Source organism: Allobosea sp. P1_A7 (assembly GCF_056406775.1).
In genome coordinates, this window is sequence record NZ_JBFTZN010000025.1 from 1 (window position 1) to 20,179 (window position 20,179).

The window sequence follows — 20,179 nt, forward strand, 5'->3', positions numbered from 1 at the left end:
GACCTATGCCGGCCTCTTTGCCGATCTCGTCGCACGCGATCTCGTGATGATCTGCGCCAATCCCGATCTGGTGGTCGATCGCGGTGGCAAGATCGTGCCCTGCGCCGGCTCGCTCGCGCTGGCTTACGAGCAGATCGGCGGCACGGTGATCTATGCCGGCAAGCCGCATCGCCCGATCTACGAAATGGCGCTGCATATCGCCGAAGCGCGGCGTGGCAAGCCCGTTCCGCCAGACCGGATTTGCGCAATTGGTGATGCCATTCGAACCGACATCGCCGGGGCGAACGCCTTCGGCGCGGCGAGCGTCATGGTGCTGGCGGGCATTCACGCCCAGGATCTTGTCGAGAAATCGTGGGAAGAGCGCCACGGCTGGTTCGCAGGGCAGCATGCCCGCCCGGATTACGCGATTCCGCAACTCGTCTGGTGACGTTCGGCCACGCTCAGGCGTGGCAGACCGCTTCCATCTTGACCTTCAGGGTCTGGGCGTTGAACGGCTTGACGATATAGTTGTTCACGCCGGCCTTCTTGGCGGCGATGACGTTCTCGGTCTTGGATTCGGCCGTGACCATGATGAACGGCGTCGTCGCGAGGGCATCTTCCTCGCGCACGCGCTGGAGCAGCTCGAAGCCGGTCATCGGCTCCATGTTCCAGTCGGAGATGACGAGGCCGTATTTCTTGTCGCGCATCTTGGCGATGGCGGTCGAGCCGTCCGACGCATCGTCGACATTCTCGAATCCGAGCTGCTTGAGCAGGTTCCGAATGATCCGGACCATCGTCTGGTAGTCGTCGACCACGAGGATGGGCATGGACGGATCGAGAGCCATTCTGGTGCTCCAAGCGTAACGACTGCAGCGCGGGGCAATACCCGCGCGCGGACCGCCTTCAGTGAGTGGCGACCATGCCGGGAGTGATAGGGCACTGGCGTTTCGAAGCGGTTAATTTGAACGAAAACTGACGTAGGGGAAGCATCGCTCCGGCGGCGGCACCAAAGTCGCATGGCCGAGGCGCCGGGGCTGTGGCATTCTATGTTGCGCCGCAACAAGGGCGGCACATAGAAATTGCATCGGCAGCCGGACCAATGAACGCAGTCTCCTATCAGGTTCATGCTTTCGAAGACCTCGCGATCGGCCAAAGCGAAAGCCTGATGCGCACGGTGATGGAGCGGGATGTCTCGCTCTTCGCCGATCTCTCGGGGGACGCCWATCCGATCCATCTTTGCGAGCGCTACGCGGCGGGCACGAAGTTCGGCCAGCGCATTGCGCACGGGATGCTGACCGCGAGTCTCGTGTCCGCGCTGCTCGGCACGAAATTGCCAGGGCCGGGCGCCGTCTACCTGTCGCAGACGCTTACGTTCCTCGCTCCAGTCAAGATCGGCGATGTCGTCACGGCGCGGGTCGAAGTGGTCGAACTCGTTGCCGAGCGTCGGCGCGCGCGCCTGTTCTGCGACTGTGTCGTCGACGGCAAGGCCGTGCTCGAGGGAGAGGCCTGGGTCGCCTTGCCGCCGGCAAAGCCAAAGGCCTGAAGCAGGGGGGCTTGCGTCCGGTGTCCTTGACGCTGCTGGCCTGAACCGCCATTGACTGCCGCGCGCGGGCGTGCCCCGCCGAGGCGGAACCCTTCGTGCCATGACCCGTCCTGCCGCCGCGCCTTCTTCAGGCCGGCCTCATGTTTTCGTCCTCGATGGCGACAGCCCGGTTCCGGACAGCTTGCGCGGAGCGGTGCTGGCGCTGGGCAATTTCGACGGTGTCCATCGCGGCCATGCCGAACTCGCTCATGTCGCGGTCGCCATGGCGGCCAAGCAGGGCCGCGAGGCTGCCGCTTTCACCTTCGAGCCGCATCCCCGATCGGTCTTCAGCCCCGAGCAGCCGGTCTTTCGGCTGACGCCGCCCGACGTCAAGGGGGAGCTGCTCGCCCAGGCCGGGCTGAAGCGAAGCTTCGTGTTGCCCTTCGATCGCGCCATTGCGGCCGTGAGCGCCGAGAGTTTCGTCGATGACCTGCTGCTCGAGCGGCTCGGCGTCGGGGGGCTCGTCTGCGGCTACGACTTCCATTTCGGCAAGGGCCGCGCCGGCTCGCCCGAGATGCTGCAGGCGAGGGCGGGCGCGCGCGGTGTCCTGGTCACGGTGGTCCCGCCCTATTCCTGGGCGGGGGAGCCGGTCTCCTCGACCTTGATCCGCACCGCGCTGGAAGCCGGAGATGTCGGCCGCGCAGCGGCGTTCCTTGGGCGGCCCTGGTTCGTGCGCGGCGAGATCGCCMATGGCGACAAGCGTGGGCGTGACCTCGGTTACCCCACCGCCAACATGCATCTCGCCCGTGATTGCCGCCTGAAATTCGGCATCTATGCCGTCAGGATGAAGGTCGACGGCATCTGGCGCGACGGCGTGGCGAGCTTCGGCAGTCGCCCGACCTTCGATGACGGTGCGCCGCGGCTCGAGACCTTCCTCTTCGATTTCGCAGGCGATCTCTATGGCAAGATCGTCGATGTCGCACTGATCGCCTGGCTGCGGGGCGAGGAAAAATTCGACTCGCTCGAAGCCCTCATCATGCAGATGGACAAGGACAGTGCCCGGGCCCGCGCCATTCTGGCGCAAACACCGCCCTTCCTTCCTTAACCTGCCCCTGTTAGAAGCCGTTCATGCTCGCTCATTGCGCCCAGATCATAGAATTGCTCCGGCGAATTACGGGCCCGGCTGACGCTGCCCTGCGCTGATCGCAGGCGTCCGCGCAAGCCGGGATGACCGCCGCTTTCCCTTGTCCTTAAGGACCGGTGACGCGCCAGCCATGCATGGCCCGCCAGTCCAGCTGCCCGAGCCGGATCATGAACGACCAATCCAATTCCGCCCCATCGAAAAGCGTTGATTATTCGCAGACGCTGTTCCTGCCTCAGACCGAATTCCCGATGCGCGCCGGCTTGCCGCAACGCGAGCCGGAACTGCTCGCCCGCTGGCAGACGATCGAGCTCTATCGCAAGCTGCGCGAGAGCGCGAAGGGCCGCGACCGGTTCATCCTGCATGATGGCCCGCCCTATGCGAACGGCCATCTCCATATCGGCCATGCGCTCAACAAGGTGCTGAAGGACCTCGTCGTCCGCTCGCAGCAGATGCTCGGCCATGATGCCAACTATGTCCCGGGCTGGGATTGTCACGGCCTGCCGATCGAGTGGAAGATCGAGGAGCAATACCGGGCCAAGGGCCTGAACAAGGACGATGTGCCGGTCGTTGAATTCCGCAAGGAATGCCGTGCCTTTGCCGAGCACTGGGTCAACGTTCAGCGCGAGGAGTTCAAACGCCTCGGTGTCGAGGGCGACTGGGCCGATCCCTACCTGACCATGGCGTTCCCGGCCGAGGCGCAGATCGCCCGCGAGATCATGAAGTTCGCCGAAACGGGCCAGCTCTATCGCGGCTCCAAGCCGGTGATGTGGTCGGTGGTCGAGAAGACCGCGCTGGCCGAGGCGGAGGTCGAGTACGAGGAGCATACGAGCGATACGGTGTTCGTGGCCTTTCCCGTCGCGTCGGGAGCGGATGCTCTGGCCGGCGCCTCGGTCGTGATCTGGACGACGACCCCCTGGACGATCCCAGGCAACAGGGCGATCTCCTTCCACCACAAGATCGCCTATGGGCTCTATCGGGTGACCGCGGCGGCCGAGGGCAACTGGGCGAAGGTCGGCGCGACCTATGTGCTGGCGAAGGCTCTCGCCGAGAGCGTGTTCAAGGCGGCCAAGGTCGACGCCTTCGAACTGGTGCGCGATGTCGATGCCGCCGAGCTGAATGGCCTGACCGCCGCCCATCCGCTGCGCGGCCACGGCTACGATTTCGATGTGCCGTTGCTCGACGGTGACCATGTCACCGACGATGCCGGTACGGGCTTCGTCCACACCGCTCCCGGCCATGGTCGCGAGGATTTCGATATCTGGATGGCGAGTGGCCGCAAGCTCGCCGAGCGCGGAATCGATACGCATATCCCCTACACCGTGGATGCCGATGGTCGCTTCACCAAGGATGCGCCGGGCTTCGAGGGCCGGCAGGTCATCACCGACAAGGGCGAGAAGGGCGACGCCAACGACGCCGTGATCAAGGCGCTGGCGGCGAGCGGCACCATCATCGCGCGCGGCCGGTTGAAGCATCAGTACCCGCATAGCTGGCGCTCGAAGAAGCCGGTCATCTTCCGTAACACGCCGCAATGGTTCATCGCCATGGACAAGCCGCTCGGCGAAGCGCTGGGCGGTCCCGATGTTCCGTCCACGCCGGGCGGAAATGTCGATACGTTGCGCAACCGCGCGCTCAGGGCGATCAAGGAAACCGAATGGGTTCCGGCGGCCGGCGAGAACCGCATCACCGGCATGATCGCCAACCGTCCTGACTGGGTTGTCTCGCGCCAGCGCGCCTGGGGCGTGCCAATCACCGTCTTCGTCGAGAAGGACAGCGGCACGATCCTCGTCGATCCGAGGGTCAACGCTGCCATCGCCGATGCCTTTGAGATCGAGGGGGCCGATGCCTGGTTCACCGATGTCGACGGAGCGCGCTTCCTGAAGCCCTTCGGCTACGATCCGCAGAAGTATGAGCGCGTCACAGACGTGCTCGATGTCTGGTTTGATTCAGGCTCGACCCACGCCTTCACGCTGGAGAAGCGTCCGGACCTGCGGGCCCGCCGGCGCGGCGAGGGCGGCAATGACCGGGTGATGTATCTGGAAGGGTCTGACCAGCACCGCGGCTGGTTCCATTCGAGCCTGCTCGAAAGCTGCGGCACGCGCGGCCGGGCGCCCTATGACATCGTGCTGACCCACGGCTTCTGTCTCGACGAGAAGGGCGAGAAGATGTCGAAGTCGAAGGGCAATGTCACGGCACCGCAGGACGTCATCAAGGAATCCGGCGCCGACATCCTGCGCCTCTGGGTCGCGGCGGCGGACTATTCCGACGATTTGCGCATCGGCAAGGAAATCCTCAAGACCTTCGTCGAGACCTACCGCAAGCTGCGCAACACCATGCGCTGGATGCTCGGCACGCTCGCGCATTTCAGCGAGGACATCCGCGTCGCCTCRCCGGCGTCGATGCCCGAGCTCGAGCGGTTGATGCTGCACCGCCTTGCGGAGCTCGGGCCGCAGGTCGAGGAGGCCTATCGGACCTATGATTACAAGCGGGTCGTGACGCYGCTCTCGCAGTTCATGAACACGGAGCTGTCCGCCTTCTATTTCGACGTCCGCAAGGACGCGCTCTATTGCGACCCGCTATCGAGCCATGTCCGCAAGAGTGCGCTGACAGTGGTCGACCATCTCCTGCGCTGTCTCGCAACCTGGCTGGCGCCGATCCTGGTCTTCACCACCGAGGAAGCCTGGCTCGAGCGCTATCCGGAGCTGAAGACGCTGGGTGGCTCCGTGCATCTCGAAGCCTTTGCCGAGGCTCCGCAGAGCTGGCTCGATCCGGAGCTGGCCGAGCGCTGGAGCAAGATCCGCCGCGTTCGGCGTGTCGTCACCGGGGCACTCGAACTGGAACGAGCGGCCAAGCGCATCGGCTCGTCGCTCGAAGCCGCGCCGGAGGTTCACATCGCCGATCCCGACCTGCTGGCGGCGCTGTCGGGGGTCGATCTCGCCGAGATCTGCATCACGTCGGGTGTCAAGATTGTTGCGGGCGAAGGGCCCGAGGATGGCTTCCGGCTTCCGGAGGTGCCCGGCGTCGCGGTCGTCCCGGTCCGGGCCAGCGGCGTGAAATGCGCTCGCTCCTGGAAGTATTTCGATCCAGCGACCGCCGAGCGCGACCATCCCGATGTCACTCCGCGCGACGCCAGGGCCTTGCGGGAGCTCGGCAAGGCGGCCGGGCGATGACGTCGCTGCGCCGCTTCGGGATCTGGATCGTCGCGCTGGTCTTCGTGCTGGACCAGGCGTTGAAGCTCTGGCTGGTCTTCGGTTTGCACCTGGGWGAAACCGGTCCCTATGACCTAACGTCCTTCATGACCATCGTGCTGGCCTGGAACCGCGGCATTTCCTATGGGCTGTTCCAGCAGGAGGGGAACCTCGGGCCCTGGCTGCTGGTGCTGCTTTCCGTCGTCGCGGCGATCTGGCTTAGCCGCTGKATGTGGCGGGCAACGGACCGGCTGACGGTCGCAAGTCTCGCACTCATCGTCGGCGGCGCGCTTGGTAACGGCGTCGACCGGGCTGTGTACGGTGCCGTCGTCGACTTCGTTCACCTGCATTATGGCAGCTTCAGTTGGTACATCTTCAACATTGCCGATGCGGCTATCGTTGTCGGTGTGCTCGGTCTCCTGTATGAGTCCTTCCGCCCTGACGCCTCAAAGTCTGCACAGGCTTGAGGCGCGTCGCCATGCTTTTGCCCTTCCCTTGGTGCAACACGGCGAAACACGGACAGGAACGCAGGTTCCTTCACGGAGGTTTTGAGATGGCCAATCGCGCTCGCGCAATCCGCATCCTGCTCGCTGGGAGCATGATCGCGGCCGCGCTTCCCGCCTCGGCTCAGGAAGGCATGTTTTTCCAGAACGCCATGCGGACCTTTGGACTGATGCCGGGGGAGGGGCCCGATATCGAGTATCGCCAGCGCCCGCCGCTGGTGGTGCCGCCGTCTTCCGCCTTGCCGCGTCCGCAAGATCCGGCCTCGCAGCGTACGGCTGCATGGCCGAATGATCCCGATGTTGCAGCCCGCCGTGCGGACGCCAAGGACGCTCTGATTCCGGCGACCGAGCGCGAGAAATACAAGCTGAACCAGACCCCGCTGCTCAGCCAGCAGGAACTGCGTCGCGGTCGCGTGACCGGCGGACAGGTTCAGGCACCACCGGAGACCCAGAGCAAGACCTTCGAGGAGAATATCGGTCCGATCCGTGCCGGTCGTGAATTGGCGGCGCGCCAGGCTGCCACCGATACCTCGAACCTGGTTCATGGCCAGGAGCCGCAGCGCCGCTTGCTGAGCGATCCGCCGACCGGCTACCGCAAGCCGGCTGGTACGGCGCCGCTCGGACCCGGTCGGGGCGGGCCGCGTGAAGACACCAACAGCACGGGCCAGAAGGAATTCGTGCAGGGTCTGCCGTCGCCGAGCACGCCCTGACCCTTCGCTGAAAAACCGTGATGGCGAGCGCCGCGCGCTGGCGCGGCGCGTAATCGCGCCTATATCGAAGGTCACTCCTGCCGCGAAGGTGCCACCCTGAAATGACGGTTCATACTCCGACTGCACGCTTGTCGGTTCCAGTCGAAGCCTTCAGGCTCGCCAACGGGCTTGACGTCGTGGTCGTGCCGGACAGGCGCGCGCCGGTCGTCACCCATATGGTCTGGTACCGCAACGGCTCGGCCGATGATCCGGCCGGCAAGTCCGGCATCGCGCATTTCCTCGAGCACCTGATGTTCAAGGGCACGGCGCGCTGGCCGGCCGGCGAGTTCTCCAAGATCGTCGCGGGCTATGGCGGCCAGGAGAACGCCTTCACCTCCTTCGATTACACCGCCTATTTCCAGCGCGTGCCGAAGGAACATCTGCGCGCCATGATGGACTACGAGGCGGACCGGATGACCGGGCTCGCCTTCGATGAGAGCGTGGTCGCGCCCGAGCGCGATGTCGTGCTCGAAGAGCGACGCATGCGCGTCGATGCCGACCCGGCTGCACAACTGGGGGAGGAGTTCTCCTCCGCGCTCTTCGTGCATCATCCCTATGGCACGCCGATCATCGGCTGGGAGCACGAGATCGAGGGCCTGACGCGCGACGACGCCTTCACCTACTATCAGCGCTTCTACACGCCGGAGAACGCGATCCTGGTCGTCGCCGGCGATACCGATCTCGACGAGGTGCGCACGCTTGCCGAGGCGACCTATGGCCAGATCGCGCCACGCGGACAGGCCCCGGTGCGCAAGCGCCCGGCCGAGCCCGCTCCGCGCGCGGCGCGCCGGGTCTCGCTCAGCGATCCGCGTGTGCGCCAGCCGTCCCTGCGGCGGGGCTGGCTCACGCCGACCTATCTCAGCGGCGATCGCAGCGAGGCATTCGCACTCGAACTGGTGGCCGATATCCTCGGCGGCGGCACCACGTCGCGGCTCTATCGCCAGCTTTGCGTCGAGCAGGAACTCGCAGCCGGTGCCAGCGCCTATTTCATGGGCTCGATGGTCGATCGTGCTGCCTTTCAGATGTCGACCAGCCCACGCCCGGGCATCGACATGGCTGCGCTCGAAGCTGGCCTGGATGCGGCGCTCGCGACCTTCCTTGCCGATGGGCCGAGCGAGATCGAGTTGAGCCGCGCTCGCACGCGGCTGGTGGCGGAGACCATCTTCGCCCGGGACAGCCAATCTTCGCTCGCTCGTATCTTCGGTGCCTCGCTGGCCGTCGGCGAAACCGTCGAGGACGTCCTGGCCTGGCCGGAACGGATCGAAGCCGTGACACGCGAGGCCGTCATCGAGGCCGCGCGCCGCTATCTGCGGCCCGACCGTTCGGTCACCGGGCTGCTCTTGCCGGCAGCTTGAGTCCGCGCCCCCTTTCTCATGCGGGTGGGATGACATCGTCCCACCGTCAGGAAGCGACATGAACGCGCCCATCCCCACCCCGGGTTCCACGCTTGCCGGCCCCTCGGTGGCGGTCCAGCAGGTCCGCTCGACCTCCGGTATCGAGGCCTGGCTGGTCGAGGAGCACAGCCTGCCGTTGATCGCGATCGATTTCGCCTTCGACGGTGGTGCGACACGCGACCCCGCCAATGCTGCCGGCAGCGCCTACCTCGTCTCGGGTCTGCTCGATGAGGGGGCTGGCGATCTCGACGCGGAAGCATTCCACGGCCAGCTTGCCGACCACGCCATCAGCTTGGGCTTCGACGCCCGTCGCGACGATTTCCACGGCCATTTGCAGACCCTGTCGCGCCATCGCGACGAGGCGTTCTCGCTGCTGGCCCTGGCGCTGAACGCGCCGCGCTTCGATGCTGATGCCGTGGAGCGCGTGAAGTCGCAGGTCGTCGCTGGCCTGCAGCGTCAGGCGCAGAATCCGGAGACGCTCTGCCGCAATGCTCTCTATGCGGCGGCCTATCCTGGCCACGCCTATGGCCGTCCGGAGAAGGGCGATATCGACAGCGTCTCGCGCACGAAGCCCGCGGGATTGAAGTCGCTCTCGCGCGAGTTGCTGACCCGCGCCGGCCTCAAGATCGTCGTGGTCGGTGACATCACGGCGGAAGAACTGGCGCAGCGGCTCGATCAGCTCTTTGCCGCGCTCCCGATCGGCACAGCTCGACCGGTCCCGACCGACCCCGTTCCCGTGCAGGGGCTTGGCGAGACGCATGTCATCGATCTCGATGTGCCGCAGACCGTGCTGCGCTTCGTCGGTCCGGGCCTGATGCGCCGCGATCCGGATTTTATCACCGCCAGCGTGTTGAACCATATCCTGGGTGGCTCCGCTTTCACCTCGCGCCTGTTCCTTGAAGTGCGCGAGAAGCGCGGCCTTGCCTATGGCGTGTCGTCGAGCCTGCTGCCGCTGCGCGAGAGCGCCATGCTGGTCGGCGGCACCGCGACGCGCAACGACCGCGCGGCCGAGTCGCTTGCCGTCATTCGCGAGGAGATGATGAAGCTTGCCTCCGAGGGGCCGACCGAGCACGAGGTCGAAGAGGCCAAGCGCTACATCATCGGCTCATATCCCCTGCGCTTCGATACCTCGCCGAAGATCGCTGCCGAGCTGCTGGGCCTGGCGGTGAACGGCTTCGGCCCGGAATTCCTCGCCGAGCGCAACCAGCTCTTCGCCGCCGTGACGCTCGCCGACATCAAGCGCGTTGCGCAACGGCTCTTCGGCGACCCGCGCCGGTGGCATCCCCGATGCTGCCTTCGAGAAGGCACTGGCCGCTCTCGCGCCCGCGCTGGCGCGGCTGAAGGGCGAGGCAGACGCGAAGTCGCTGCCCCTGCTGGGATTGCCGGCCGATACGGCTGATCTGGCACCAGTCCATGCTGCCGCAAAACGCCTGCGCGAAGGCGCGACTGATATCCTGATCCTCGGCACGGGCGGCTCCAGCCTCGGTGGCCAGACGCTGGCCCAGCTCGCCGGCTACGGCATTGCCGGCCTGTCGAGCTTCGCGCCCACGCCGCGCGTGCATTTCATCGACAATCTCGATCCTGAGACATTTGCCTCCCTGCTCACGAAACTGCCGCTCAAGTCGACCAGGTTCGTGGCCATCTCCAAATCAGGCGGCACCGGAGAAACCCTGCTGCAGAGCATCGCGGCGATCACCGCCCTGCGCGCCGCCGGTATCCCCGATGGTGAGATTGGCCGGCATTTCCAGGGGCTCTCCGAGCCGGCCAAGCCCGGCAAGCTGCACCCGCTGCGTGCCCTGCTGGAGCCGTTCGATGCACCCTTCCTCGACCATCATACCGGCGTGGGTGGGCGCTACTCGGTCCTGACCAATTGCGGTCTGCTGCCGGCCGCGATCCTCGGCCTCGATATCGAAGCCCTGCGCAACGGTGCGGCCAAGGCACTTGCTCCCCTGCTGGCGGGTAAGGGCGTCCGCGAGGTCCCGGCTGCGCTGGGTGCGGCCCTGCACCTCGCCGCCATGCGCTCTGGCAAGGGCATCGCAGTGCTGATGCCCTATGCCGACAAGCTCGCCCTGTTGACGCGCTGGTGGGTCCAGCTCTGGGCCGAGAGCCTCGGCAAGGACGGACAGGGCACCCAGCCGGTCGCGGCGCTCGGGCCCGTCGACCAGCATTCGCAGCAGCAGCTCTATCTCGCCGGGCCGAAGGACAAGTTCTTCACCGTTCTGACCCTCAGCACCAAGGGCAGGGGCCCGGGGATCGATGCTGCTCTGGCGAAGAAGATCGGCGAGGACGGTTTCGCCGGCAAGACGATCGGCGATCTCGTCGCGGCGCAGGGCGTCGCCATGATCGATACCTTCGCCAAGAACGGCCGCGCGGTGCGCCGCCTCCATGTCGATCATGTCGACGAGACGGTGCATGGCGAGATCCTCATGCACTTCATGCTGGAAACGATCCTGACGGGCTACGCCATGGGCGTCGATCCGTTCGATCAGCCGGCGGTCGAAGAGGCGAAACTCCTCGCCAAGCGCTATCTTGCCGAAGGGCGCGGCTGACGATTCGGGTTTCCGCGCTCGCTCCCTTTTGCCGGGCTCAGCATGACCGTTCGCCGTCTCGATCCTATCCTGGTCGATCGCATCGCCGCCGGCGAGGTGATCGAACGGCCGGCTGCTGCCGTGAAGGAGTTGGTCGAGAACGCCATCGATGCCGGTGCGCGCGCGATCGCCGTGACCATTGCGGCCGGCGGCCGCGAGCTGATCCGCGTCGTCGATGACGGCTCCGGCATGTCGCCCGAGGATCTGGCGCTGTCGGTCGAGCGCCATGCCACCTCGAAGCTGCCGGATGGCGATCTCTTCGCGATCCAGTCTCTCGGTTTCCGCGGCGAGGCGCTGCCGTCGATCGGCTCGGTGGCGCGGCTTGCGATCACCACGCGCCGGCGCGAGGCTTCGCAGGGCCACGGCCTCGTCGTCGAGGCTGGCGAGAAGGGCGTGGTTCGTCCGGCCGCTGCTGCGCCCGGCACGCGCATCGAGGTCAGCGATCTCTTCATCTTCACCCCGGCCCGCCTCAAGTTCCTGAAGAGCGATCGGGCGGAGGCGCAGGCCGTCTCCGAGATGTTGCGGCGACATGCCATCGCCCATCCGACCATCCGCTTCTCCCTCGAAGGTGACCATGTCACCGGCTTCGACTGGCCAGCTGAGGCGATCGGCGAGGAAGGGCTGCTGCGCCGGCTGTCGCGGGCGCTCGGCCGTGATTTTCCCGAGAATGCGCTGCGGCTCGACGTGGCGCGCGAGGGCATTCGGGTCACCGGTTTCGCCGGGCTGCCCACCTTCCATCGAGGGACCTCTGCCGGCGTGCATCTGGCGGTCAATGGCCGGCCGGTGCGGGACAAGCTGCTGCTGTCGGCGGTGCGCGGCGCCTATGCCGATGTGGTGCCCTCCGACCGGCACCCGATGCTGTTTCTCGATGTGATCTGCGATCCGCGCTTCGTCGACGTCAACGTCCATCCGGCCAAGAGCGAAGTCCGCTTCCGCGATCCGGCCCTGGTCCGCGGCCTCGTGGTATCCGGCCTGAAGGCCGCCTTGGCCGAGGCCGGGCACCGCGCCACGACGACAGGTGGCGCCCGGACGCTGGAAGCCTTCCGCGCGGTCTTCTCTGGGGCCGGGCAGCAGCCGTCAGTGCAGCGTCCAATGCTGCCGTCCGCACCTGCCTGGGCGTCGCCATCGGCCGGGTTCGGCGAGGCGCGGCAGGCCGATTTCACGGGTTTCGTGATGCCATCGGCCGATGCGCGAGCCCATGTCGCCGAGCCGGCGCAGGATGCCCTCGACCGCCCGCTTGGCGCCGCGCGGGCGCAGGTCCATGAAACCTATATCCTCGCCCAGACACGTGACGGCATGGTCATCGTCGACCAGCACGCGGCGCATGAGCGGTTGGTCTATGAACGGCTGAAGGCCGAGAGGGCCAGGACGGGTATTGCCCGCCAGGCTCTGCTGCTGCCGGAAGTGGTCGAGCTCGATCCGGTCGACGCCGACCGCCTGATCGCTGTCGCCGGTGACCTTGCTTCGCTCGGCCTGACCATCGAATCCTTTGGATCCGGTGCCGTGCTGGTGCGCGAGGCGCCGAGCGCGTTGGCTGGCGGCAATCTGCAGAAGCTAGTTCGCGACGTCGCCGATACGCTCGCCGAGCATGGCGATTCAGGATCGCTCGAACGGCGCCTCGACCATGTGCTGGCGACGATGGCCTGCCACAACTCGGTGCGTGCCGGCCGGCGCCTGCGGCCCGAGGAGATGGATGCGCTCCTGCGCGAGATGGARGTCACGCCCAATTCCGGCCAGTGCAACCATGGCCGCCCGACCTATGTCGAGCTCAAGCTGAACGATATCGAGAAGCTGTTCGGGCGGCGGTGAAGCCCTCAGGGCGCCCGCAGGATCCAGACCTGGGTTTCACCATAGTCGCGTCGCTCCAGCTCCTCGAAGTCGCCGGGCAGGGCGATCTCGACCCCCGCCGCTTCCTCAAGCACGATCAGCGCACCAGCGGCCAGCCAGCCGCCATCGCGTGCCGAGATGAGCGCCTTCTCGCCAAGATTCTTGCGATAGGGCGGATCGCAAAAGACGAGCTGGAAAGGCGCCATCGGCCCGATCGGGCCGAGCTTGGTCGCATCGCGGCGGAAGATACGGCTCAGGCCGGCGAGCTCGAGCGTCATCTGGTTCTCGCGGATCAGGCCGCGTGCCTCGGTGCCGTCATCGACCAGCAGTGCAAAGCCGGCACCGCGCGAGAGCGCTTCGAACGCCATCGCGCCGGTTCCGGCGAAGAGATCGAGCACGCGCGCGCCCTCGACCACGTCGTCATAGGCATGGGCGAGCACGTTGAAGAGCGATTCGCGCAACCGGTCGGAGGTCGGGCGGATCGTGCCGATACCCGGCTTGGGGCCGGCCAGGGGCCGGCCGCCGAAGCGGCCGCCGACGATTCTCATCAGGCGCTACTCTCAGTCACGCTTGCCGCGGCCGCCGCCACCGGGACGCGGTCCCTTGCCGCCGGGCTTACCGCCAAAGGGACGTCCGCCGCCGGGCTTGCCGCCAGCGCCGCGCCCGTGCGGGCGGTCGCCGGACGGTCTGCCGCCGCTTGGCCTGTCGCCGAAGCTGCGACCGCGCGGACGGTCATCGCCCTGACGCTCGGCAAAAGGTCGGGCGGGTCGCTCGCGTCCCTCACGAGGGGCGCGCTCAGGGCGTTCGCCGCGTGGCGCGCGCTCCTGCCATGGACGCTCGTCGCTGCGATCCTGTCCGCCGGCCCCCTCATCGCGTGGACGGCGCTGAGGCCGGTCACCAAGGCCGCGGGGTGACGCGCCGCGCTCCTGCGGGCGCGCTCCGCGGGCTCCCGGCCCGGTACGCTCGGCACGAGCCGGGCGGGCGGGCGCTTCTTCTCGTGCCGGCGCGCTGACGCGCTCGACCAGCACGCGGCGTCCCTTCGGATCGGCAATCGCCTTGTCGCGTTTGCGTTCGATCTGGCCGGTCGCCTCGCGGGCCTGCCGCGCCTCCTTCGGATCGGCGCCACGCCTTGGGGCCGAGCGGCGCTCACGTTGCGGCTCGGCCTCCTCATCGCGCCAGACGGTGCGCTTCCAAGGCTTCTCGCTGCGGGTGTCCTGCGAAACCGGACGCCCACTGCCGCGCGCCCCACGCTCCTCGCCACCCTCGCGGCGGCGCGGGCGATCCTCGCCCGCAGGCGCGCGCTTGGGCGCCGCCGGCAACTCATCGCGGCGCGGTGCCTCGAAATCGACGCCGGCCTTGGCCATTAGCTCTTCGCCGAGCTGGTCCTTGATCACGCGGGAGCGGATCTCGTCGATCTCACCCTCCGGCAGATCGCCGAGCTGGAACGGCCCGAAGGAGACCCGGATCAGCCGGTTCACGGCAAGGCCGAGATGCTCGAGGACGGTCTTGACCTCGCGGTTCTTGCCCTCTCTCAGGTCGACCACGAGCCAAGTGTTCGAGCCCTGCTCGCGTTCGAAACGTGCCAGGACGGGCCCGTAGCTGATGCCGTCGATGGTGACGCCATCGCGCAGTGTGTCGAGCTTGTCCTGCGTGATGCTGCCGAAGGCGCGCACACGATAGCGCCGGAGCCAGCCGGTTTCCGGCAGCTCGAGCACGCGTGCCAGTCCGCCGTCATTGGTCAGCAGCAGCAACCCCTCGGTGTTGATGTCGAGGCGGCCGATCGAGAGAACGCGCGGCAGGTCCTCGGGCAGGGCCTCGAATACGGTCGGGCGGCCTTCGGGATCATGGTTCGTCGTCACCAGCCCGCGCGGCTTGTGATAGAGCCAGAGCCGAGTGCGCTCGCGCGCCGGCAATGGCTCGCCATCGACGAGGATCACGTCGCTCGGTCCGACATCGAGTGCCGGGCTTTCGATCACCTTGCCGTTCACGCTGACGCGGCCTTCGGCGATCATCGCCTCGCAATCGCGGCGCGAGGCGACGCCGGCGCGCGCCATCACCTTGGCGATGCGCTCCGGCTCGATCGAGGGCAGGAGGACTGCGCCCGGTGCCTGGGGCTCGGCATCCTCGCGGCGCGGACGATGAGCCCGGTCGTCGCCGCGCGGACGGTCGTGCCGCTCGGCGCGTGGCCTGTCGAAGCGCGGTGCGCCAGCATCCCGGTCGCCGAAGCTCCTGCCGCGGGGGGCCGCACCTTCGCGGGGCGGACGGCTCGTGCTGCGCTCGCCCTCGGAGCGGGCTCGGAACGGCCTTTCACCACCCTCGCGCGGTGGGCGCGGGGCGTCGTCGCGTCGGCCAGCCGGCTTGTCGAAGCGCCGGGCGGGGCGTTCGCCGCCTTCGGATGTCCTGTGTGAAGGGCGATCATCTCCCGAGCGACCACGAAACGGGGCGCGTTCGCCTTCGGTCCTGCTGCGGAACGGTCTTTCGCCGCCCTCGCGCGGCGGGCGCGGGGCGTCGTCGCGTCGGCCGGCCGGCTTGTCGAAGCGCCGGGCGGGGCGTTCGCCGCCTTCGGATGTCCTGTGCGAAGGGCGATCATCTCCCGAACGCGCACGAAACGGAGCGCGTTCGCCCTCGGTCCTGCTGCGGAACGGCCGTTCGCCGCCCTCGCGCGGCGGGCGCGGTGCGCCGTCACGCTGGCCTGCGGGCCTGTCGAAGCGACGGGCGGGGCGTTCGCCCTCGCTCCCGGCATCGCGGCGCGGCCTGTCATCGCCCGAACGGCCACGGAATGGCGGGCGATCTCCGCCCGAAGGTGGGCGACCGCGTGACGGGCCACGGCCTTTGCCGTCGCCTCCGCCAAACCCGCCGCCTTTGCCGCCAGCTCCACCGCCCTTGCGTGGACCACGGCTTTTCTGGTTGTTGTCGTCGCTCATCATCGCTCCTGCACAGCCGGCGCTTGTAGCAGAGCGTATCATGCCTCGCGAGCGCCAAAGCAGAGGTTTCATGCTGCAATCGAAGCGTGCCGAGCTGGAGGGGATGGATCTCGCCCTCGCGGAGGCCCGGGCGGCAGGTGCCAGGGGCGAGGTGCCGGTCGGAGCCGTGGTCGTCAGGGACGGAACCATCCTGGCCAGTGCCGGCAACCGCACGCTCGAGCTGAAGGATCCGACCGCACACGCCGAGATGCTGGCCTTGCGGCGCGCCTGCGAAGAAATCGGCAGCGAACGGCTGATCGGCTGCGATCTCTACGTCACGCTCGAACCCTGCCCGATGTGCGCTGCCGCGATTTCCTTCGCCCGGATCAGGCGACTCTATTTCGGCGCCTCCGATCCCAAGGGAGGCGCGGTCGAGAACGGTGTCAGGCTTTATGCCAGCCCGACATGCCACCATGCGCCGGATGTCTATGGCGGCATCGCTGAAAGCGAGGCGGCGGATCTGTTGCGCGGGTTCTTCAAGGCGCGGCGTTAGGGGGGGCGGATTATGCGCCTGTCCCGCCCTGGGGATTGCGGATGCATCCAGCGTCGCTACGGTTCCGCTCCCGACAAACGAACATCGTGAGACGCAATGTCCTTTCAGGCCTATCTCGACACCATCAAGCAGAAAACCGGCAAGGGGCCTGAGGAGCTGCAGGCACTTGCCGACGCGAAGGGCCTCTCGGAAGCGGGCAGGCTCAGGCCGGGCGTCAAGGCAGGGCAGGTCGTAGACTGGCTGAAAGCGGATTTCGATCTCGGCCATGGCCACGCCATGGCGATCTATGCCCTGCTCACGGGCAAGAAGAAGCCGGGTGATTGAGCTAACGCGCTGCTTCCGCAATCAGCCAGTCGCGAACCGCGTGCACAAGCGCCTCCTTGGAGCGGCTCGGCAGGGTCACCACGGAATAGGTCAGTCCCTGTAGCGTTGGGCCGAATGGCTGGATGAGCCGGCCTGCATCGAGTTCCTCCCTCACGAGCGCCAGGCTGAGCAGCGCCGCTCCCTGGCCGGCGACTGCAGCCTGGATCGCCTGGCTTTCATCGGTGAAGCGCAAGGCCGATTTCGCATCGGGCCGCATATCTGTCCGCTCGAACCAGATCGGCCAGGTCGGATGATCGGGATCTGCGCTGCGCCATTCGAAATGGATGAGCGGCACCTTCGTGAGATCGGCGGGCTGGTGGACGTCCAGCACCGGATTGACCACCGGGGCGAACCGGTCTGCGATGAGTTGGCGCGCGTCGAGATTGGGATAGCTGCCATGGCCATATCGGATCGCCAGGTCGACCTGGCCCGAGTGCAGATCGACAACATCGTCTGATGCGTGCAGCCGCAGATCGATGCCGGGGTGGGCTTTCTGGAAGCCGGCGACGCGCGGCACCAGCCATTTCGCAGAGAAGGCTACGGTCGCCGAGATCGTGATGACCGGCCGTTTCCGCTCTGACCGAATGCGCTCGATCGCTGCGGCGAAGGCGTCGAAGCCATCGCGCAGCACGAGATAGAGCGCCCGGCCTTGTTCGGTCAGACTGACACGCCGCGTCTGGCGGTCGAACAGGCGCACATCGAGGTGCTCCTCGAGCGTCCGGATCTGGTGGCTGACCGCAGTGGCCGTGACCAGCAGCTCGGAGGCGGCTCGTTTGAAGCTGCCATGACGCGCCGCAGCTTCGAATGCCCGCAGCGAGGATAAGGGCGGCAGGCGTCGCATCACGGAGGTCCAATGATTGAGCTCACAACTTGCCTGATTATGAGTGAGTTTGATTCAGTTATCGAGTGAGGATTTCGCGTTTGTTGTCCTTGGCGTGAACGCACACATTCATCTCATCGCCGGACGGGCACACCGATTGGATGAATGAAATTCATCTCGCGACGCGGCCAGTCCATTCACAGATGAGATGAAAAGATGTTCGAGCAAGTTGTCACGCGGCCCGACCCCTACGAGCCGTATCTGTTGTCGCAGGCCATCAAGGTCGGCAACCTTCTCTTCGTATCGGGCCAGGCCGGCTATGATGACGAGGGCAAGGTCGTGGAGGGCGGATTCCTAGCCCAGGGCGAGCAGGCCTTCTCCAATTTGCGGCGTGCCCTCGAAGCGGGCGGTGCCAGCCTGAAGGATGTCGTCAAGGTGACGATTTTCGTCACCGACATGCAGGCTCAGTTCAAGGACGTGGTCGAGCTTCGCCGCAGGTTCTGGAGCGCGCCTTATCCCGCCGACACGATCGCTGAGGTCAAGGGCCTCTACGATTCCAGGGTGATGATCGAGATCGAGGCGATTGCGGCAGTGCCAGGGGAGGGCCGGTAAGATGACTGGCAACCCCGCTTCCGGCCTGCCTCGCCAGAGGGCGGAGGAGAGTCTCTTCTCCCCCGTCCGGATCGGCAGGCTCGCTCTATCCAACCGGCTTGTCGTTGCGCCCATGACGCGCGTGAGTGCAACCGTCGATGGCCGTGCCACCGAAGGTATGGCCGCCTATTACCGTTCATTCGCGGAAGGCGGCTTCGGCCTGATCGTGACGGAGGGCATCTACACCGACAAGGCATTCTCACAGGGCTACCAGTACCAGCCCGGCCTCGCTGATGCCGAACAGGTCGAGGCGTGGCGACAGGTCGTCAGCACTGTTCACGAAGCAGGCGGGCGGATCGTTGCGCAGTTGATGCACGCTGGGGCCCTGGCGCAAGGCAACATCCATCGGGACCATAGCATCGGCCCTTCCGCCCTGCGTCCCAAGGGCGAGCAAATGGCGTTCTATCGCGGCAATGGCCCCTACCGTATTCCTCGTGCGATGTCGGAGGCGGATCTCGGTGAAGCGGTGGCAGGCTTTGCCAGCGCGGCCGCGCTCGCGAGGGAGGCTGGCTTCGACGGTGTCGAGATCCACGGAGCCAACGGCTACCTCCTCGACCAGTTCCTGACCGAGGGCATCAATCGGCGCGAGGATCGCTATGGAGGGAGCATTGCGGGCCGCCTTCAGCTCCTCGTCGAAGTTGCCGAAGCCGTTCGCTCGGCCGTGGGAACGGATCATGTCGTCGGCATGCGAATCTCGCAGGCCAAGGTGAATGACTTCCTCCACAAATGGGTCGGAGGTGTCCGCGAAGCGGAGGTGGTGTTCAGCGCATTGGGCACGCTTCCCCTCGACTACATCCATACGACCGAATTCGAGGGGTGGCGCCCGGCCTTCGGCGATACCGGGCCAAGTCTGGCGGCCTTGGCGCGGATGCATGCCCGGCTTCCGGTTCTGGCGAATGGGTCGCTGCACGATCCGCAACGCGCTGCGGCCATGATCGAGGGCGACGAGGCGGACTTCGTGTCGCTCGGGCGTGGCGCGCTGACCCATGCCGACTGGCCGACGCGTTTCCGCGAGGGGCGGGCGCTGGAGCCGTTCGACAAATGCATCCTGTCGCTGATCGCGGATCTGGCGAACGCCGAACGGCGCCGTTCAGCGCTGCTCGACATTGCAAGCTGAGGGCGCGCCCAAACGAATTGGCGCCGTACCCCCAAGGTGCTGGCAGGACGTTCAGGCGAGCGTCCTGATCACCAGATAGCATCCCAGCATCAGCAGCCCCGCGAAGAAGCTGAGCTTGAAGGTGGCCGCGGAGATGCGCGTGCGGATCGCCTGGCCGACCGACATGCCGGCAAGCGCAGGCAGCAGCGCCAGCAGCGAGGATTGCGCCACGCCGACATCCAGGGCGCCTGCTCCGATCAGGCCGACCGACAAGGCCAGCGTCGAAATGATGAAGGAGACGCCCAGCGCCTGCACCAGCTCGTCCTTGTCCAGGCCGAGCGCCTGCAGATAGGGCACGGCCGGCAATACGAAGACACCGGTCGCAGCGGTGGCGATGCCCGTCGTGATGCCGATGACGGGGCCGAGCCAACCCTCAGCACTGGAAGGGACGCGCAGCTTCGCCGCCTTCAGCCCGACCAGTGCATAGAGCACCAGCGCACAGCCGAGCCAGAAGGTGGCCGAGCCGCCCTTGCTCTGTTGCAGCAACCCGGCGCCCGCCCATGTCCCCGCGCAGATGCCGGCAAGCATCGGCCAGAGCCTGATCATGATCGCCTTCAGCCCCGGGCCGGTTGCGACCTGCCAGCTGTTGGTGACGATATTGGGCACGACGAGCAACGCCGCGGCCTGCGCCGGTGCCATCACCACGCCGAGGATGCCGACTGCGATGGTCGGGAGGCCGAGCCCTATGACGCCCTTGACGAAGCCGGCCAGAAGAAAGGTGGCGGCGATGAAGAGGATGAGATCTGCGTTTTCCATGAGGCTGTTTGTGGCAGTGTCGATGCGGACTGTCGCGCCCGAACGCTACGGTGGGGACCGTACTGTTCCAGGTTGCCTCGGCTGAG

19 protein-coding genes are annotated in these 20,179 nt (G+C 66.6%); 14 read left to right on the forward strand and 5 right to left on the reverse strand.

Annotated elements, in window-relative coordinates; translation table 11 throughout:
* Positions 1-427 (forward strand): HAD hydrolase-like protein (locus AC1D34_RS06470; RefSeq protein WP_476823786.1); only part of this gene is annotated, 427 nt, incomplete at its 5' end.
* A 13-nt stretch (positions 428-440) separates the two neighbouring features.
* Here AC1D34_RS06470 and AC1D34_RS06475 read toward each other — a convergent pair.
* On the reverse strand, positions 441-824 hold the full coding sequence (locus AC1D34_RS06475) for a response regulator (protein WP_043231142.1): 384 nt from the start codon (positions 822-824) through the stop codon (positions 441-443).
* A gap of 254 nt (positions 825-1,078) precedes the next feature.
* Here AC1D34_RS06475 and AC1D34_RS06480 point away from each other — a divergent pair, with 254 nt between their 5' ends.
* The 9 genes from AC1D34_RS06480 to mutL all read left to right on the forward strand — a co-directional run bounded on the left by AC1D34_RS06480 (position 1,079) and on the right by mutL (position 12,873).
* Positions 1,079-1,522, forward strand: coding sequence for a MaoC family dehydratase (locus AC1D34_RS06480; protein ID WP_476823787.1), 444 nt, complete (start codon positions 1,079-1,081; stop codon positions 1,520-1,522).
* A 100-nt stretch (positions 1,523-1,622) separates the two neighbouring features.
* Positions 1,623-2,606 carry a bifunctional riboflavin kinase/FAD synthetase gene (locus tag AC1D34_RS06485; RefSeq protein WP_476823788.1) on the forward strand — a complete coding sequence of 328 codons (984 nt, stop codon included), beginning with the start codon at positions 1,623-1,625 and terminating at the stop codon, positions 2,604-2,606.
* Positions 2,607-2,812: 206 nt separating this feature from the next.
* Positions 2,813-5,812, forward strand: a complete 3,000-nt coding sequence (gene ileS / locus AC1D34_RS06490) for an isoleucine--tRNA ligase (RefSeq protein ID WP_476823789.1) — start codon at positions 2,813-2,815, stop codon at positions 5,810-5,812.
* Entirely contained in the window at positions 5,809-6,297 is a 489-nt protein-coding gene (gene lspA, locus AC1D34_RS06495) for a signal peptidase II (protein ID WP_476823790.1), read from the forward strand. Before ileS ends, lspA begins: the two co-directional genes overlap by 4 nt.
* An 86-nt stretch (positions 6,298-6,383) precedes the next feature.
* On the forward strand, positions 6,384-7,043 hold the full coding sequence (locus AC1D34_RS06500; protein WP_441488864.1) for a hypothetical protein: 660 nt from the start codon (positions 6,384-6,386) through the stop codon (positions 7,041-7,043).
* A gap of 101 nt (positions 7,044-7,144) precedes the next feature.
* Entirely contained in the window at positions 7,145-8,437 is a 1,293-nt protein-coding gene (locus tag AC1D34_RS06505; RefSeq protein ID WP_441488865.1) for a M16 family metallopeptidase, read from the forward strand.
* A 58-nt stretch (positions 8,438-8,495) separates the two neighbouring features.
* Positions 8,496-9,875, forward strand: a complete 1,380-nt coding sequence (locus tag AC1D34_RS06510) for a M16 family metallopeptidase (protein ID WP_476823791.1) — start codon at positions 8,496-8,498, stop codon at positions 9,873-9,875.
* The gene (locus tag AC1D34_RS06515) at positions 9,757-11,025 is read left to right on the forward strand and encodes a glucose-6-phosphate isomerase (protein ID WP_476823810.1); all 1,269 of its coding nucleotides are present in this window, start codon (positions 9,757-9,759) and stop codon (positions 11,023-11,025) included. The genes AC1D34_RS06510 and AC1D34_RS06515 overlap by 119 nt, the downstream gene beginning before the upstream one ends.
* Before the next feature lie 42 nt (positions 11,026-11,067).
* Positions 11,068-12,873, forward strand: coding sequence for a DNA mismatch repair endonuclease MutL (gene mutL / locus AC1D34_RS06520; protein WP_476823792.1), 1,806 nt, complete (start codon positions 11,068-11,070; stop codon positions 12,871-12,873).
* A gap of 5 nt (positions 12,874-12,878) precedes the next feature.
* Here the strand turns inward: mutL and AC1D34_RS06525 are convergent, their stop codons facing one another.
* Both AC1D34_RS06525 and AC1D34_RS06530 read right to left on the reverse strand, forming a co-directional pair.
* Positions 12,879-13,439: an RsmD family RNA methyltransferase gene (locus tag AC1D34_RS06525; RefSeq protein WP_476823793.1), complete on the reverse strand. Its 561-nt coding sequence runs from the start codon at positions 13,437-13,439 to the stop codon at positions 12,879-12,881.
* Between the two features lie 12 nt (positions 13,440-13,451).
* The gene (locus tag AC1D34_RS06530) at positions 13,452-15,815 is read right to left on the reverse strand and encodes a pseudouridine synthase (RefSeq protein ID WP_476823794.1); all 2,364 of its coding nucleotides are present in this window, start codon (positions 15,813-15,815) and stop codon (positions 13,452-13,454) included.
* 103 nt (positions 15,816-15,918) lie between these two features.
* On the opposite strand from AC1D34_RS06530, the gene AC1D34_RS06535 reads away from it, so the two are divergent.
* Together AC1D34_RS06535 and AC1D34_RS06540 are read left to right on the forward strand one after the other, a co-directional pair.
* Complete coding sequence (locus tag AC1D34_RS06535; RefSeq protein WP_441489224.1) at positions 15,919-16,347, forward strand: nucleoside deaminase; 429 nt, start codon at positions 15,919-15,921, stop codon at positions 16,345-16,347.
* 96 nt (positions 16,348-16,443) lie between these two features.
* The gene (locus tag AC1D34_RS06540) at positions 16,444-16,671 is read left to right on the forward strand and encodes a DUF4287 domain-containing protein (RefSeq protein WP_476823795.1); all 228 of its coding nucleotides are present in this window, start codon (positions 16,444-16,446) and stop codon (positions 16,669-16,671) included.
* A 1-nt stretch (position 16,672) separates the two neighbouring features.
* On the opposite strand, the gene gcvA is transcribed toward AC1D34_RS06540, so the two are convergent.
* The gene (gene gcvA, locus AC1D34_RS06545) at positions 16,673-17,551 is read right to left on the reverse strand and encodes a transcriptional regulator GcvA (RefSeq protein ID WP_476823796.1); all 879 of its coding nucleotides are present in this window, start codon (positions 17,549-17,551) and stop codon (positions 16,673-16,675) included.
* A 195-nt stretch (positions 17,552-17,746) separates the two neighbouring features.
* Between gcvA and AC1D34_RS06550 the strand changes: the two genes are divergently transcribed.
* Together AC1D34_RS06550 and AC1D34_RS06555 are read left to right on the forward strand one after the other, a co-directional pair.
* Positions 17,747-18,142 (forward strand): RidA family protein, encoded by a 396-nt coding sequence (locus AC1D34_RS06550; RefSeq protein ID WP_441488873.1) that lies wholly within the window; start codon positions 17,747-17,749, stop codon positions 18,140-18,142.
* Position 18,143: 1 nt separating this feature from the next.
* Entirely contained in the window at positions 18,144-19,298 is a 1,155-nt protein-coding gene (locus tag AC1D34_RS06555) for an oxidoreductase (RefSeq protein ID WP_476823797.1), read from the forward strand.
* Positions 19,299-19,349: 51 nt separating this feature from the next.
* Here AC1D34_RS06555 and AC1D34_RS06560 read toward each other — a convergent pair whose 3' ends face one another.
* Positions 19,350-20,093, reverse strand: coding sequence for a sulfite exporter TauE/SafE family protein (locus AC1D34_RS06560; RefSeq protein ID WP_441488875.1), 744 nt, complete (start codon positions 20,091-20,093; stop codon positions 19,350-19,352).
* Between the last annotated feature and the right edge of the window lie 86 nt (positions 20,094-20,179).